Source organism: Lentzea fradiae (genome assembly GCF_900100955.1).
In the GTDB taxonomy this organism is placed as follows: Bacteria; Actinomycetota; Actinomycetes; order Mycobacteriales; family Pseudonocardiaceae; genus Lentzea; species Lentzea fradiae.
In genome coordinates, this window is the sequence record NZ_FNCC01000004.1 from 291,937 (window position 1) to 307,895 (window position 15,959).

General features: G+C 70.3%; 13 protein-coding genes and 1 pseudogene. 8 read left to right on the forward strand and 6 right to left on the reverse strand.

Features of this window, described 5'->3' with window-relative positions; translation table 11 throughout:
• The first annotated feature begins 76 nt into the window (after positions 1-76).
• The 4 genes from BLT23_RS11180 (at position 77) to BLT23_RS42170 (ending at position 3,631) form a co-directional block, all read left to right on the forward strand.
• The gene (locus BLT23_RS11180) at positions 77-1,195 is read left to right on the forward strand and encodes a sensor histidine kinase (RefSeq protein WP_090048585.1); all 1,119 of its coding nucleotides are present in this window, start codon (positions 77-79) and stop codon (positions 1,193-1,195) included.
• Entirely contained in the window at positions 1,192-1,845 is a 654-nt protein-coding gene (locus BLT23_RS11185; RefSeq protein ID WP_090048218.1) for a response regulator, read from the forward strand. Before BLT23_RS11180 ends, BLT23_RS11185 begins: the two co-directional genes overlap by 4 nt.
• A 62-nt stretch (positions 1,846-1,907) precedes the next feature.
• The gene (locus tag BLT23_RS11190) at positions 1,908-2,612 is read left to right on the forward strand and encodes an alpha/beta hydrolase (RefSeq protein WP_090048219.1); all 705 of its coding nucleotides are present in this window, start codon (positions 1,908-1,910) and stop codon (positions 2,610-2,612) included.
• Positions 2,609-3,631: an acyltransferase family protein gene (locus tag BLT23_RS42170; RefSeq protein WP_425434369.1), complete on the forward strand. Its 1,023-nt coding sequence runs from the start codon at positions 2,609-2,611 to the stop codon at positions 3,629-3,631. The genes BLT23_RS11190 and BLT23_RS42170 overlap by 4 nt, the downstream gene beginning before the upstream one ends.
• Before the next feature lie 1,339 nt (positions 3,632-4,970).
• Here BLT23_RS42170 and BLT23_RS42255 read toward each other — a convergent pair.
• The 5 genes and pseudogenes from BLT23_RS42255 to BLT23_RS11215 all read right to left on the reverse strand — a co-directional run.
• Positions 4,971-5,438 (reverse strand): annotated as a pseudogene (locus BLT23_RS42255) (phospholipase A2 family protein); the annotation flags it as partial.
• Positions 5,439-5,552: 114 nt separating this feature from the next.
• Positions 5,553-6,542, reverse strand: coding sequence for an XRE family transcriptional regulator (locus BLT23_RS11200; protein ID WP_090048221.1), 990 nt, complete (start codon positions 6,540-6,542; stop codon positions 5,553-5,555).
• 157 nt (positions 6,543-6,699) lie between these two features.
• A complete protein-coding gene (locus BLT23_RS11205) occupies positions 6,700-7,836 on the reverse strand; it encodes a hypothetical protein (RefSeq protein WP_143035896.1) in 1,137 nt (378 codons plus the stop codon).
• Between the two features lie 158 nt (positions 7,837-7,994).
• Positions 7,995-8,318: a hypothetical protein gene (locus BLT23_RS11210; RefSeq protein WP_090048224.1), complete on the reverse strand. Its 324-nt coding sequence runs from the start codon at positions 8,316-8,318 to the stop codon at positions 7,995-7,997.
• A 301-nt stretch (positions 8,319-8,619) separates the two neighbouring features.
• Positions 8,620-9,192, reverse strand: coding sequence for an SACE_7040 family transcriptional regulator (locus tag BLT23_RS11215; RefSeq protein WP_090048226.1), 573 nt, complete (start codon positions 9,190-9,192; stop codon positions 8,620-8,622).
• Positions 9,193-9,406: 214 nt separating this feature from the next.
• Between BLT23_RS11215 and BLT23_RS11220 the strand changes: the two genes are divergently transcribed.
• From BLT23_RS11220 to BLT23_RS11235, 4 genes are all read left to right on the forward strand, one after another.
• A complete protein-coding gene (locus BLT23_RS11220; protein ID WP_090048228.1) occupies positions 9,407-10,189 on the forward strand; it encodes an SGNH/GDSL hydrolase family protein in 783 nt (260 codons plus the stop codon).
• Between the two features lie 138 nt (positions 10,190-10,327).
• On the forward strand, positions 10,328-11,920 hold the full coding sequence (locus BLT23_RS11225; RefSeq protein ID WP_090048230.1) for a carboxyl transferase domain-containing protein: 1,593 nt from the start codon (positions 10,328-10,330) through the stop codon (positions 11,918-11,920).
• Between the two features lie 2 nt (positions 11,921-11,922).
• On the forward strand, positions 11,923-13,839 hold the full coding sequence (locus BLT23_RS11230) for an acetyl/propionyl/methylcrotonyl-CoA carboxylase subunit alpha (protein WP_090048587.1): 1,917 nt from the start codon (positions 11,923-11,925) through the stop codon (positions 13,837-13,839).
• 5 nt (positions 13,840-13,844) lie between these two features.
• Positions 13,845-14,996: an acyl-CoA dehydrogenase family protein gene (locus tag BLT23_RS11235; RefSeq protein WP_090048232.1), complete on the forward strand. Its 1,152-nt coding sequence runs from the start codon at positions 13,845-13,847 to the stop codon at positions 14,994-14,996.
• Here the strand turns inward: BLT23_RS11235 and BLT23_RS11240 are convergent.
• A complete protein-coding gene (locus BLT23_RS11240; RefSeq protein ID WP_090048234.1) occupies positions 14,993-15,874 on the reverse strand; it encodes a hypothetical protein in 882 nt (293 codons plus the stop codon). The two genes, BLT23_RS11235 and BLT23_RS11240, sit on opposite strands and share 4 nt — an antisense overlap.
• Positions 15,875-15,959: the final 85 nt, after the last annotated feature.

The window sequence follows — 15,959 nt, forward strand, 5'->3', positions numbered from 1 at the left end:
CTTGATCAGAGTGCTACCGGGGTAGGTCACTCCGCAGGTCAATGTGCGAATCCGCGATCCCACCTAGCATCGGGTGGTGTTCCGCACGTTGTACCGGACTGTCCTCGGTCCCGATCGCACGCGGGTTCTCCCCCAGGCGCTCGGCCGGCTGTGGCTGCCCGTCTTCGCCGCACTGGTCGTCTACGCGGTCGTGTGGGGGATCGTGGCCAGCGCGAACTACGTGCGCCAGGACGACTCGGACGGCTGGTGGGTCCTCGTCTTCGTGTCGACGGTCGTCCCGTACGTGCTGTTGTTCTGGTCGCCGCTGTACGCCTGGCGGTTCGCCGCCGCGGCCTTCCACCCGGTCAGCCTGCTGTTCGCGGGAGAAAGCGCCGCCGCCTGCCAGTACTGGACGGTGACACCGCTCTTCGTCGCGGTCGCCGCGTTCTACTCGCGATCGGTCGTCGTCGCCGCGACGCTGGTCAGCGCGGCGCTGATCGTGTGGTCCGAACCGCAGAACGCGGACCTGGCCTTCTTCGTCCCGATAGTGGCCGCCGCGGTCTTCCTGTTCGGCGCCCGAGGCCGGGCGGAACGCGAGCTGGAGGAAGAACGCGACGCCAAGGCCGCTTTGGAGGAACGCGCCCGCATCGCGCGCGAGATGCACGACGTCGTGGCCCACCACATGTCGATGGTCGCCGTGCGGTGTGAAACGGCGCCGTACCGCCTCAAAGGACTGAACGAGGACGCGGAGAAGGAGTTCGCCGAGCTGGGTGAGGCGGCCAGGGAGGCCATCACCGACATGCAACGGCTCCTCGGCGTGCTCAGGACGAACGGCCAGGAGGCGGAACGGCAGCCGCAGCCGGGCATCAGCCGCATCCCGGAGCTGGTGCGGCCCGGCGACGAGGCCGAGGTGGGCGTGGACGACGTGCCGGAGGCGGTCGGGCTGACCGCCTACCGGGTCGTGCAGGAGGCGCTCACGAACGCCACCAGGCACGCGCCCGGCTCCAAGGCGTCCGTCCACGTGCACCGCGAGGGCGACGCGCTCGACGTCCTGGTGGTCAACACGGCGGGTGGGCCGTCGCGGGGCGGTGGCAGCGGGCAGGGTCTGGTGGGGATGCGGGAACGCGTCGCGGTGCACGGCGGCACGCTGACCGTGAAGTCGACCGAGGACGGCGGGTTCCTGGTGAGAGCGAGAATTCCGTTGGGGGACAAGTGATCAGGGTGGTCGTGGTGGACGACCAGGAGATGGTGCGCGAGGGGTTCTCGGCGCTGCTCGCCGCGCAGGACGACATCGAGGTGGTCGGGTCGGCGGGCAACGGGGTGCAGGGCGTCGCGTTGGCGCGTACGGTCAGACCGGACGTCGTGCTGATGGACATCCGCATGCCGGAGATGGACGGGCTCACCGCCACCCGGCTGCTGCTGGACGGCTCCGGCGACGTCAAGGTCCTCGTGCTGACCACGTTCGACCTCGACGACTACGTCTACGAGGCGTTGCAGGCCGGCGCGAGCGGGTTCCTGCTCAAGCACGCGCCCGCCCGCGAGCTGGTGCACGCCGTGCGCGTCGTGGCGGCGGGGGAGGCGTTGCTGGCGCCGTCGATCACCAAGAGGCTGATCGAGGACTTCGTGCGGGCGCGCCGCGGCGAGAAGGTCCGGCCCGCCCGGCTCGGCGTGCTGACCGAACGCGAGACGGAGATCCTCTCGCTGGTCGCGCAGGGCATGTCGAACCAGGAGATCGCCGCGCACCTCGTGCTGGCCGAGCAGACCGTCAAGACGCACGTGAGCCGCGTGCTCACCAAGCTCGGTCTGCGCGACCGGGCCCAGGCCGTGATCGCGGCGTACGAGAGCGGGCTCGTCGTACCGGGGTAGCGGCGCGGAGATGGCTCCGCGGCGGGACGCGCCGGGGTTCGTCGTCTTCCTAGCTTCGGCTCATGCGCCGAGCCGTCCTGTTCCTCCTGCTGATCGCCGTTCCCGCGGTCACGCCGTCCATCGCGCAGTGGCGTGGTGACGCCGCCCGCCGGGTCGCGGTCGTCGGCGACCTCGCGACCGCGCGGGACGTCGTCGTGGTCGTGCCGGGGTCCGACGTGGACGCCGACAGGTTCGGCCGCACCGTCGGTCGGATGGCGGTGAACCTGTACGAGCAGGCCCACCGCGACGACCTCGCGGTGATCGCCTGGCTCGGGTACCGGACGCCGCAGGGCCTCGGCGTCGACGCCGTCACGGGCGGGCTGGCCCGTCAGGGTGCCGTCGCGCTGGCGGACTTCGTGCGGGCCCTGGACACCCGCGCCCGCGTCCACGTCTTCGGCCACAGCTACGGCTCGGTGGTCGTGTCGCTGGCCGCGCCCGAGTTGGACGTCGACACCATCGTGTTCACCGGGAGCCCCGGCGTGCGGGCGGACTCCGTCGCGGACCTGCGCACACCGGCGGAGGTCGTGGCGATCAGGACGAGCGGCGACTGGATGCGGTTCGTGCCCAGCCTGCGGCTGTTCGACCTCGGCCACGGCACCGATCCCGCGTCCCCCGGCTTCGGCGCCACCGTGCTGCGCTTCGAGGGCGGCAAGCACGACACCTACTACGAGCCGGGCACCGCGACGCTGGCCGCGCTCGTCCGCATCGCTTCGGGGGAGAAGCCGTGAGGAACCCGTTCATCGACGCAGTGCGGGCCGTCGCCGTCGTCACCGTCGTGCTCGGACATTGGCTCGTGACGGCGTTGGTCGACACGCCCACTGGCATGTACATCGACAGCCCGTTGCGGCATTTCGCCGCACTGGCACCGGTTTCGTGGGTGTTGCAGACGCTCGGGCTGTTCTTCTTCGCCGGTGGGTTCGCCGCGGCGCACTCGGCGACTCCGTTCTTCGTCCGGCTGAAGCAACTGGTAGTGCCGACGTCGTTGGTGCTCGGGGCATGGGCGATCGTCCTTTTCGGACTGGTCCTGCGCGGTGTCGACCAGGGAACGGCGTCCGCCATCGGGTTCCTCGTCGTGTCGCCGCTGTGGTTCTTCGGCGTGTACCTGGTGCTGCTCGCGCTGACACCGCTGGTGCGCGGGCTGGACGAGCACTCGTGGGGTGTGCTCGTCCCGGTCCTGCTGGTGCCGGTGCTGCCGTACGCGGTGTGGTGGGCGGTCTGGCAGCTCGGCTACTCGCTGGCGCGCAGGAAGGTGCCCGGTCCGCCGCTGCTGCTGGCCGGTGCGGCCGGGTACGCGGTGCTGACGACGTTCGGCGGCTACCCGGTGTCTGCGGTCGGCATCCCGGGAGAAGCGGTGTCGAACCTCAACCCGCCCAACTACGCGACGCTCGCGCTGGCGTTCGCGCAGATCGGCCTGGTGCTCACGATCGCGCCCGTGCTGACCAGGGCCGGGACGGCGAAACCCGTGGTGTGGCTGAACAAGCGCGCACTGGGGATCTTCCTGTCGCACCAGAGCGCGCTGGTCACCGTGACGCTGGCGCTCAGCGCGTGGGGACCACTGCCGGGACTCCAGCAGCCACCAGACCATCCGGGCTGGGTGTGGCAGCGGGTGCTGTGGCTGCCGGTGTGCGCGGCAGTGACCTGGGGATGGCTGCGAGCACTGCGAGCCCGATCGCCACGGCGTGCAGCGCCACCACCGCCGGAGCCGGGTTCAGCGCCAGCATCGGAGGCACGCACGCCAGCGCCGTGAGCAGCCACGGCAACCGCGTGTCGCAGCTGCCGGTGCGTGCCGTGTGCACCAGGTACCAGCCGAGCAGGAGGTGGATGACGTTCTGCAGCGGGTCGACCGGCAGCAGCACCAGCACGCCGTCGCCGAGGAACCCGCTCACCACGAACCCGAGCACGCCGAGCACGCCGAACGCCACGCCCGCCGCCGTCGCGAGCCGGGTCCGGTGCGACTCGTGCGCGAGCAGCGGGAACCGGACCAGCCGCCGTTCGAACCGGTGGAAGACGAGGGTGAGCGGCACGAGGGCGAGCACCAGCCAGAACGGCGCGTCGGTGAGCCCGAGCACCCCGACCAGCGCGCCCACGCCCGCGAGGTACGCCAGGTACACCGTCATCGGCGCCCGCCGGGCGAAGTCGACGACGTGCCACGACCGGCCGCTCAGCCACGCCGTCACCCGCTCCCGCGCCAGCAGAGCGAGGCAGACCTGGGCGACGCCGAGCACCATCATTGAGCGCGGGTAGTCGCTGAAGAACACCAGCGCCGGCACCGTGATCGCGCCCAGCGCCGCCAGCACCCGCCGCGACACCTGCCGCACCGTGCCGTCCGCGTAGAAGAACCCGAGCTGCTGCATCAGCAGCGCCCCGACCACCAGGTTCGCGTACCCGCCGGTCTTCCAGTCCGTCGACGTGCGCGCGACCTCGACCATCAGCGTCAGCAGCATCAGCACGAACGGCGTGGTGCGGCGGAAGTTGCGGTGCAGCCACGCGGCGGCGGGCGTGGCGGCCACCGCGAGCAGGTAGAGGGCGAGGAACCACAGCGGGTGCGTGATCAACCGGCTGTACGCCTCGACCTTGACGTCGAGCAGGTTCAGCCCCGCGAACAGCACCACCCACAGCAGCACGAACGCGAGCACCGGCCGCATCAGCCACGACGTCCGGCTCGACACCCAGCACCCGAAACCGCCCTGGTGAGCCTGCCAGCTGCGCAGGTTCGCGTGCCCGCCCGCGAAGAAGAACAACGGCACCGCTTGCAGCGCCCACAGCCACGGCGTGCCGACGTCCTTGAGGTGCGCGAGCGTCGCCACCGTCTCACCCAGGACCAGCAGGGCGAGGCTGAACAGCCGCAGGAACGTCGCGTACCGGTCCTGCTCGACGGGGGCGGTCGCCGCCGGAAGCTCGCCGCGCTTGCGGCCGTGTAGGCGGGCCAGCAGGAGGAACACCACGACCGCGCTGCCGAACGCCCAGGCGACGACCGGCTCGTGACCGGGCGGCCCCCAGCGCTGGCGCCACGAGTTGAACTTCAGCCCCATCGCGTAGGTCGCGGCCACCGCGTGACAGCTCTGCTCGGCACCCCGCGGGTTGGTCCGGCACTGCGCGTGCAGGTCGGTCGTCAGGCGGTCGTCCAGCGCCTTGCGGGCCGCCGGTCCGAGCGGTTCGCCCTTGTGGTCGGCGTAGCGCAGCAGGTCGTAGCCCAGGTCGTGGGCCCGGCAGGCCGTGCTGAAGTCCCACTCCGTGTCACCGGCCGGGCCGGAGCAGCCGCCGGAGAGGTCCACCACCCGCAGGGTGCCGTCCGGGGCCGTGACCGTCTTCGGGTCTCGGCCCATCTCCTCGGCGAAGTCAGGGGGGAGGTTCACGTACGGGTCGTGGGTGGCCGAGGGCGCGGCGAACGCCTCCACCGCGTTGGCTGCCGCGATCACGTCCGGGCTGGGAGGTGTGCCCGTGTCGCCCGTGGCCGGGCGGGAGGCGACCACCCCGCAGACGAACACGGCGAGCGTGATCACCGTGAACCTGAACCAGGCGGGGAGCCGGAGGAGGAGTTTGCGCGCGCCCATTGGTCGGGGAGGTTACGGAAGGGTCTCGGGCGGCCGCCAGTTCGCCAGGTCAGGGGCGTGCCATCAGTCGATCGGCGGATGCCGTGACACGGTCTGCCACGGCGGCGGCTCGCGTCACGGAGGCGACACCAGCTCGATCGAGAACTCCTGGTCGGCTGCTCCGGAACAGCGCCCTTGCACCACTTCGGCACCGGCCTCGGTGTCCTGGTCACGCAGACTCAGGCACTGGTCGGTGACCACGGGACGGATCCGGAAACGTCCCGCCGCCGAAGGACCGTGCGGCTCGACCCTGAACTGCTGGGCGGTGTTGTCGCCGGCGCAGTCGTCGCGAGGTTCGAGCAGGTCACGGCCCGGTCCGTCGAGCAGGACGGTGAGGCAGCCGATGCCGTACTCGGGGTGGTGCCACTGGATCTGCACCACGTCGTCGCCCAGCGGCTCGACGAACACCCGCGGCAGGACGGCGTCCGCGCAGACCTGTTGGGCCGCGACCGCGGTGGCGTAACGCCCGGTCCGGTCCCTGCCCTCGGTCAGGCACAGCTCAGGTGTCCTGCCGGGGTGGATGCGAGCCCAGCTGCCGACGGCCCGGACGGCCAGACCCGTCACCGGCTGCGCCGACGGCGGCGGCGGAGGCGCGGACGTGCCGACCACGCTGGTGACACCCAAGGTGCCCGCGACGCCGATGCCCGTCGCGGCGAGCAGGCTCGCCGCCCGGCGCCAGCGCGGGGAGCGCGGCGGGAGACCCTCGTCGGCGGCCTCGTCTCGATCGTCGCCGTCCTGGTCGCCGGTCTGCACGGGGTTCTCGGTCGCGATGCGGCGGCGGACGTCGAGCCACTGGCGCACCTCCTCGTCGCCGAGCCCGCACGCGCGGGTGAACACCTCGACGAACCACTCCTTCGGCAGCGTGGCCCGGCCGAGGGTGGTCGCGATCGTGCTGGCGGGGAACCTGGTCGCGTGCGCTGACGCCTTTCCCTCGATCTGCCGATAGGTCAGCCCGGACCACGTCCGCAGGGCCCGCAGCTCCGCCGTGAACTCCGAAGGGGTGCGGGCCTGGGGCCGCGGTGCGTCCACCGGCGGCCCGGCCGAGCCTCCGCCTCCATGATCCATCAGCTCAGGATGGTGGATCGGCGGCCGGCCGTGCGACCGCTGATCAGGAGACCGGCACTGCGCCGTTCAGGTCTGTTCGGCCCTGTCCGAGCAGCGTTCGGAACACGTCCCGCCCACCGGGGAGCCGCCCACCGGTTCCCCGGCGGGCGGCTCCCGGCTACCACCAGGTGGCGGTGCAGCCGGACTTCGCCGCGGCGTTGCCCTCGCAGAGCTTGAACTCGATCGAGTCGTTGTGCTCCACGGTGATGTGGGCGGCCGAACCGCGCTGCACGCCGGATGGTGGCACGTACCGGACGCCGTTCGGAGTGCGCACCGCGAGCACGGCCGAGAAGAACGGGCTGCTCGTGTTCGTCACGATCTTCGCCTTCGCCGTCCACTCGCCGGTGGGCAGCTGGTACTTGGTCACGTAGGCGGTCGCCCCGGCCCTGGCGGTGGTGATGGTCTTGCTCCCCGTGTACACCGGTGCCATCGCACTGGAGGACAGGAACGGACTCCTGGCGACGTTCGCGTTCGGGTTGTTCGCCAGCCAGGTGCCGGCCGGGGGATCGGTGTTGAAGTAGTCGTCGTTGTTGCAGTCGACGAGGTCCTGCTCGCTCGACTTGGGACACAGCTCTTGCAGCGGGTACGTGCCGGGCTTGTCGTCATCGTCGTAGCACATGATGTCGGCGTCGTCCCAGCAGTGACCACCGGGAGTGCCGTGCGGCGCGTTCGGGCTCACCGCGCCCAGCGCGTGCAGCAGTTCGTGTCCGGCGGCGTTCCACTCCCAGCAGCCCGCGCCGACCATGGACCACGACGGACCGGCCGTGAGGGTTCCGCCGGACGCCAGGCCGCAGAAGGCGGTCGTCTGCAAGAAGATCAGGTACTTGCGGTCGGCGCTGTTGTACCCGCGCGACGAGAGGTCCTTCCGCACGGAGTCGTAGTCCATGATGTTCGTGGTGGACGACAGGACGACGTTGTCGATCCTGGGCGAGCAGTCGGTGTTGCCGACGTAGCGGATCTTCCGCGAGCCTCCCGTCCGCAACGCCGAGCGCTGGACGGCGGAGTTGATCTCGGCGGACATGGTCTCGATCTTGGGCGCCATCTCGGCGTAGCGGTCGGCGCCTGCGGGCGAGCGCACGTAGAGGAGCTGGACCTGCTTGGTGCCGTCCTCACAGGCGGCGGCTACCGGGACGGCCGCCTGGCTGGTGACTCCGCCGGTGTCAGCAGAGACGGGAGCACCTACACCCGTCAGGCCGGTCGCCACCACGAAGCCGGCCATCACCGCCGCCGTCCTGCGGAGCAAAGTCGATCTCATCGTTTTCCCCCAATGTGACTTCCTGGTCGCGGGCGATCGTTTTCCGCGGTCAGCCGGGCGGCCTTCCTCTCTCGCCCGCGACGTCGATTTCCGTTCGGTCGCGATTCGTGTTCGCCGCTCGTGGTGGCGCACCGGACGGTGCGCCACCACGTCGCGGATCACCACCAGCTCGTGCAACCGCCCAACAGGTCGTTGCACACCCGGAACAGGACCTCGTCCCGGTCGTAGTACCGGCCGGACCACGCCGAGGGATCGATCTTGCGTCCGTCCTCACGCCGCTGGAGGTAGGTGCCGCCCGGCAGGTCGGAGGGGCCTTCGGGGCCCCAGCTGCCGTCGTAGTCGTTGCCGTCCCAGTTCCAGGTCTTGCAGAAGTACACCTCCCCACTGCCCATGTAGAAGGTCGTGCACGCCCGCGCCAGCACCCCCACCTCGCCGTCAGGCTTCGCTGACGCGGTGGCGCCCGTGCCCGCCACAGCCGTCATCGCGACAAGACTCGCAGTGAACACCGCTGATTTGCGGAGCAGCGATTTCGTCACAGTTCTCCCCCTGGTGAACTTGCCGAGAATTGGCGATTTCGAACGTAGCAGCAACTCGGAAGCATTGCGGAAAAAATCGACGTTCGAATGCGTTCGAGCGTGTTCGGAACAGACTCGAACGTGCTCCGAACGCCTCGATTCGCTTGTTTCGCCTGCGGGGGAGAGGTGGTGCCGAACAGAGCGGGAAGCCGGCCGCCGTTCTCGGTCAGGCGTCCGATCGTCCGCGCCTCGACGGCTTCCCGGCCGGTCAGGAAGGCACTGCGGCTGGTGCCAGCGAGGCGAGCGCCATGCGGGTCAGCAGCGCCGCCATCTGGTCGCGGTCGAGGTGGGCGCTGTGCGGGGTGGAGTTGATCAGGCCGAACACCGCGTGTGCTGCCGCTCGCGCGGTGGGCTCGTCGAAGTCCGTGACGGTCCGGCGGATGGTGTCCACCCAGACCTCCACGTAGCGGCGTTGGAGGGCTCGCACCCGGCGGCGGTCCGGGTCGGTGAGGTTGGCCAGGTTGCGGGCCTGGACCGTGATCAGGGCCGGGTCGTCCAAGGCGAAGTCGACGTGCCAGCCGACCAGTTCGCGCAGCGCCTCGTCGGGGGAGGCGGCCGCGTCCACCCTGCGCTGGCCGCCGTCCAGGAGGCGCTCGGAGATCGACGTCAGCATCTCGCCGAGCATCGCGTCCTTGCTGCGGAAGTGGCGGTACAGGGCCGGGCCGGAGATGCCCACGGCCGCGCCGATGTCGTCGATGCCCACCCCGTGGAAGCCGTGCCGGGCGAAGAGCTCGGCCGCGGCGTTGAGGATCTGGTCCCGGCGTGAGGGTTTCTCGGCCACGGGAGGAGGTTAGCAGCCGTTCACATGGGGCCGGGGGGTGGAAAGCGGCGGGCGCTCGAGGTGCGGGAGGTCGATCGTCGTCCACCGATGGGAGGAATTCCCCGGGGTGCGGCCGCGGATCGTTGACTCTTGACCAATACTTCACACAGGTCTTACTGCTGGGCAACGATGTGCTCGCACTGCATCACCCCTGCGGCCCCCTCGGGAGTCTTCGATGCGTCCTGCTCATTTCCTCGGCTCGGTGGTCGCTGCCGCCGCGGCCGTCATCGCGCTCGCCAACCCCGCCAGCGCGGCAGCCGTCAACTACGTGGCTCTCGGCGACTCGTACGCCTCGGGTCTCGGCACCGGCAGTTACGACAACAGCAGCTGCAAGCGCGGTCCGCTCGCCTACCCGGCCCTGTACGCGGCGGCGACAGCTCCCGCGAGCTTCAAGTCCGCCGCCTGCTCGGGTGCTCGGACCAGTGACGTCATCTCGCAGGCGAACAACAACCTGACGTCGTCCACCAACCTGGTCACGGTGCAGGTCGGCGGCAACGACGCCGGGTTCACCGACGTCATCACCACCTGCACGCTCGGGTCCGAGCAGGACTGCGTCAACCGGGTGAACACGGCCAAGAACTACGCCGCGAACACGCTTCCCGGCCTGCTCAACAACGTCTACGGCACGATCAAGGCCAAGTCGCCGTCGGCTCGGGTGGTCGTGCTCGGCTACCCGCGCATCTACAAGGTGCCCGGCTCGTGCGCCGTCGGGCTGAGCGACACGAAGCGGGCCGCGATCAACTCCGGCAGCGACGCGCTGCACGCCACCATCAGTGCGCGGGCGGCTGCCGCCGGCTTCACCTACGTCGACGTGCGCGGCGTGTTCACCGGGCACGAGATCTGCTCGTCGAGCTGGTGGCTGAACAGTCTGAGCTGGCCGGTCGACGAGTCGTACCACCCGAACCGCGCCGGTCACAGCAGCGGGTACCTGCCCGCGCTGCGGGGCGTGCTGGGCTGAGTCATTCCGGAACGTGGGAGTGCCTGAAAGGTAGGGTGACCTGCGTTCGGGCCGCTCTCCACCGGAGCTGGTGGACCTTCAGGTGAGCGGGCGTTAACATCAAGACGTTAACGCCCGCTAACCTGAGGTCTGGGGAGCATGGACGCACCTGTCCTGCGCAGCGCAGCCGAGCCGTCGGACCGCTACGCCAAGGAGCACGCCGCGCTCGTCGACGAGCTGCGCGGCAAGCTCGCCACCGCCGCACTCGGCGGACCCGAGAAGGCGCGACAGCGTCACGTCGACCGCGGCAAGCTGCTGCCGCGCGAGCGCGTGGACACGCTGGTCGACCCCGGTTCGCCGTTCCTCGAACTGTCGCCGCTGGCCGCCAACGGCATGTACGGCGACGACGCGCCCGCCGCGGGCATCATCACCGGCGTCGGGCGGGTGTCCGGCCGGGAGTGCGTGATCGTCGCGAACGACGCCACGGTCAAGGGCGGCACCTACTACCCCATCACGGTCAAGAAGCACCTGCGCGCGCAGGAAGTGGCGCTGCAGAACAACTTGCCGTGCATCTACCTGGTCGACAGCGGCGGCGCGTTCCTGCCCAAGCAGGACGACGTGTTCCCGGACCGCGAGCACTTCGGCCGGATCTTCTACAACCAGGCCACGATGTCGGCCAAGGGCATCCCGCAGGTCGCCGCGGTCCTGGGCTCCTGCACCGCGGGTGGCGCGTACGTGCCCGCCATGAGCGACGAGGCGGTCATCGTCCGCAACCAGGGCACGATCTTCCTGGGCGGCCCGCCGCTGGTGAAGGCCGCGACCGGGGAGGTCGTCTCGGCGGAGGACCTGGGCGGCGGCGACCTGCACTCGCGCACGTCCGGCGTCACCGACCACCTGGCGGAGAACGACGCGCACGCGTTGAAGATGGTCCGCTCGATCATCTCGACGCTCGGCCCGCGCGTGCCGCGGCCGTGGGACGTCGCGCCGGTCGAGGCGCCGGTCGTGAACCCCGATGATCTTTACGGTGTCGTGCCGACGGACTCCCGGACGCCCTACGACGTGCGCGAGGTCATCGCGCGGGTCGTCGACGGCTCGAAGTTCCAGGAGTTCAAGAAGGAGTACGGGCAGACGCTCGTCACCGGCTTCGCGCGCATCCACGGGCACCCGGTCGGGATCGTCGCGAACAACGGCATCCTGTTCGGCGAGTCCGCGGTCAAGGGCGCGCACTTCATCCAGCTGTGCGACAAGCGGTCCATCCCGCTGGTGTTCCTGCAGAACATCACCGGCTTCATGGTCGGCCGCGAGTACGAGGCGGGCGGCATCGCCAAGCACGGCGCCAAGATGGTGACGGCGGTGGCGTGCGCGCGCGTCCCGAAGTTCACGGTGATCATCGGCGGCTCGTTCGGCGCGGGCAACTACTCGATGTGCGGCCGGGCGTACTCGCCGCGGTTCCTGTGGATGTGGCCCAACGCGCGGATCTCCGTGATGGGCGGGGAACAGGCCGCGTCGGTGCTCGCGACCGTGCGCCGCGACCAGCTCGGTGACGAGTGGTCCGCGGAGGACGAGGAGGCGTTCAAGGCGCCGATCCGCCAGCAGTACGAGGACCAGGGCAACCCGTACTACTCGACCGCGCGGCTGTGGGACGACGGCGTGATCGACCCGCGGGACACCCGCACGGTGCTCGGGCTCGCGTTGTCCACCGCGGCGAACGCCCCCATCGACGATGTTTCCTACGGCGTCTTCCGGATGTGATCATGTTCGACAGCGTTCTGGTGGCGAACCGCGGGGAGATCGCGGTCAGGGTGATCCGCGCGCTGCGGTCGCTCGGGATTCGTTCCGTCGCCGTGTACTCCGATGCGGACGCCGACGCGTTGCACGTCCGGATGGCCGACGAGGCCGTGCGGATCGGGCCGGCGGCGGCCCGTGAGAGCTACCTGTCCGTCGAGAAGATCGTCGCGGCGGCCGTGTCGGCGGGGGCGCAGGCGATCCACCCCGGCTACGGCTTCCTGGCCGAGAACACGGCGTTCGCGGCGGCCTGCGCCGAGGCGGGGATCGTGTTCGTCGGGCCGCCCGCGTCCGCGATCGACGCGATGGGCGACAAGATCCGCGCGAAGCTGACGGTGTCGGCGGCCGGCGTTCCGGTCGTCCCCGGCCGCACCCGTGAGGGCATGTCCGACGACGAGATCGTGGACGCCGCGCTGGAGATCGGTTTTCCGGTGCTGCTCAAGCCTTCCGCCGGTGGTGGCGGCAAAGGCATGCGGCTCGTGCACGAGGAAAGCGCGCTGCGCGAGGCGATCGAGTCGGCACGGCGTGAGGCGCGCGGGTCGTTCGGTGACGACACGCTGCTGATCGAGCGGTTCATCACGAACCCGCGGCACATCGAGATCCAGGTGCTCGCCGACGCGCACGGCAACGTGATCCACCTCGGCGAACGAGAGTGCAGCCTCCAGCGGCGGCACCAGAAGATCATCGAGGAGGCGCCGTCGCCGTTCCTCACGCCCGAGGTGCGTGAGGCGATGGGCTCGGCCGCGGTCGACGCCGCCAAGTCGGTCGGCTACGTCGGCGCGGGCACGGTCGAGTTCATTGTGGACGGTGCTTCCGGCGACTACTTCTTCATGGAGATGAACACCCGGTTGCAGGTCGAGCACCCCGTGACCGAGATGGTCACGGGCGTCGACCTCGTCGAGTGGCAGCTCCGGGTGGCCGCCGGTGAGGTGCTGGACCTGACCGTCGAGCTGTCCGGGCACTCGGTCGAGGCCCGCGTCTACGCCGAGGACCCCGCGCGGGGCTTCCTGCCGACCGGTGGCCGGGTGCTGGCGCTGCGCGAACCGACGTCCGTGCGGGTGGATTCCGGGCTGTACGAAGGACTTGTCGTCGGATCGGACTACGACCCGATGCTGGCCAAGGTGATCGCTCACGGCCGCACCCGCGAGGAGGCGTTGCGGCGCCTCGACCACGCGCTCGGCCAGATGGTGCTGCTCGGCGTCACGACGAACATCCCGTTCCTGCGCGCGTTGCTGCGCGATGAGGACGTGCGTTCCGGCGCGCTCGACACCGGTCTGGTCGAACGGAAGCTCGACTCGCTCACGTCGGCCGAGGTGCCGGACGACGTGTACGTGGCGGCCGGGCTCGAGCGGTCGCTGGAACCGCGCGGCGACGACCCCTGGGACAGGCTGGACGGCTGGCGGGTCGGCGAGCACGCGTGGACAACGTGGCGGATCAACGACGTCGACGTGCGCGTGCGCGGCGACGAAGTCGTTGTGGGAGGCGGCGAACCGGTGCGGGCGCGGGCCCGCCGGGAAGGGTCCGACCTGCTCGTCGGCTCACGCCGGTACGCGACCGCGCGCGACGGCGACGTGCTGTGGCTGGGCCACGACGGGGCCTCGTGGGCGTTGGTCGAGGCGGAGTTCCTGGTGGGCGCCGCCGGCGGTGGTGCCGCCGCCTCCGGTGGCCCGGTCAAGTCGCCGATGCCCGGCACCGTGCTGGTGGTCCGCGCCCGGCAGGGCGAGGAGGTGACCGCCGGTCAAGCGTTGTTCGTGGTCGAGGCCATGAAGATGGAGCACACCGTGACCGCACCGGTCGACGGCGTGCTCGCCGAAGTGAACGTTCAGGCAGGCCAGCAGGTCGCACTCGACCAGGTGCTGGCTCTCGTCGTCTCTCACGAGGAGTGACACCGATGTTGGACTTCAGGCTCCCGAGCGAGTACGAGGACCTGCGCAAGACCGTCGAGGAGTTCGCCCGCGACGAGGTCGCCCCGGTCATCGGCGACTACTACGAGCGCGGCGAGTTCCCGTACCCGATCGTCGCGAAGATGGGGCAGATGGGCCTGCTCGGCCTGCCGTTCCCCGAGGAGCACGGCGGCATGGGCGGCGACTACTTCGCCCTGTGCCTCACGCTGGAGGAGCTCGCGCGCGTCGACTCGTCGGTCTCGATCACCGTCGAGGCCGCCACCTCGCTGGGTGCCATGCCGATCTACCGCTACGGCACCGACGAGCAGAAGGCGAAGTGGCTGCCGGAGCTGACGTCCGGGCGGATGCTCGGCGCGTTCGGCCTGACCGAACCGGGTTCGGGCTCCGACGCGGGCGCCCTCGCGACCACCGCGCGCCTCGACGGTGACGAGTGGGTCATCAACGGCACCAAGGCGTTCATCACGAACTCCGGCACGGACATCACCGGTCTGGTGACGGTCGCCGCCGTGACGGGCACGCTCCCGGACGGCCGCAAGGAGATCTCGTCGATCATCGTCCCGTCCGGCACGCCGGGCTTCACGGTGTCGAAGAAGTACTCCAAGGTCGGCTGGTGCGCGTCGGACACGCGCGAACTGTCCTTCCAGGACTGCCGCGTGCCCGCCGAGAACCTGCTGGGCACCCGCGGCCGCGGCTTCGCGCAGTTCCTGCGCACGCTGGACGAGGGCCGCGTCGCCATCGCCGCGCTGTCGGTCGGCCTGGCCCAGGGCTGTGTCGACGAGTCGGTCCGCTACGCGCACGAGCGCGAGACGTTCGGCGCGAAGATCGGGACGTACCAGGCGATCCAGTTCAAGATCGCCGAGATGGAAGCCCGCGTCCACACCGCCAGGCTCGCCTACTACGAGGCGGCGTCGCGGATGCTGCGCGGCGAGCCGTTCAAGAAGCAGGCGGCCATCGCGAAGCTCGTGTCGTCCGAGGCGGCGATGGACAACGCTCGCGACGCCACGCAGATCTTCGGCGGCTACGGCTTCATGAACGAGTACCCGGTCGGCCGCTTCTACCGCGACGCCAAGATCCTGGAGATCGGCGAGGGCACGTCCGAGGTGCAGAAGATGCTGATCGCGCGAGAGCTGGGCTTCTAGCCCAGGATCGCGCCCGCGATGGCCGCGGTGAGCACGAACGCGCCGAGGAGCCCCAGGAACACGAGGTAGGCGACGAACCCGGCGGAGAGCCCGGGTCGCGTCCACGGGACGCCGTGGTGGGCGAACACCGGACGGAGGGTGAAGACCGTCATCTTCCGGTAGACGTTCACCACGCCCCGGCGCGTGACGGGACCGGACAGCGGCAGGAACTCCGGTTTCCAGTCCGGTGAGAACCGGAAGAACCCGCCGCGCCGGGGCCGCTTCGCCGGCAGCTCGTAGCCGCAGCGCGCCATCGACTCCGCCGCCTCGCGGTACTCGCGGGCGGAGAGCCCGCGCACCTCGACGAGCAGCCGGTCGGCGGGGACGATCTCACGCGCCCTGGTCAGCTCCCACAGCACGCCGGGGTTGGCGGCCGGGCGGATGACCACGAGCTTGGCCGTCAGCATCATCTCCTGGACGACCTGCTTCCAGGCGTCGTCGCCCGTGTAGACGGTCTTCCCGCCGGGACGCGGAAGTCCTTCCTCCGGACGTCCGATCACGTGCAGCCGGCCGAACGGGCTCAGCGCCCGCGCCAGGCATTCCACGTCGGTGCTCATGGTCGCGAGCCCTACCCAGAAGATGCTGCGGAACGTCCTCCCGAGCGCTGTCGGGTCGGTGCTGAACGCCCGCAGGTAGAGGACGGAGTCCCCGCCGTCGTACGGCTGCCGGGACAGCGCGCGGGCCGCGTGCTGACCGCCGCGGAAGTACAGGAAGCCGCCCAGCAGGATCAACGGCAGGGGGATGAAGTCCAGGACTGACAACGGTTCCAGGCTGAACCTGGACACCAGTCCGCCGATCACACCTGTCACCAGCAGCAACACGCCGAAACCGCGCACCATGTCTCCTCGTCGAAGTCGGCGGGGTATCGGAGGGCGCGCGGAGCCCGTTACGCCATTCCACCTAACCGAGCCGGAAACGGCCGGT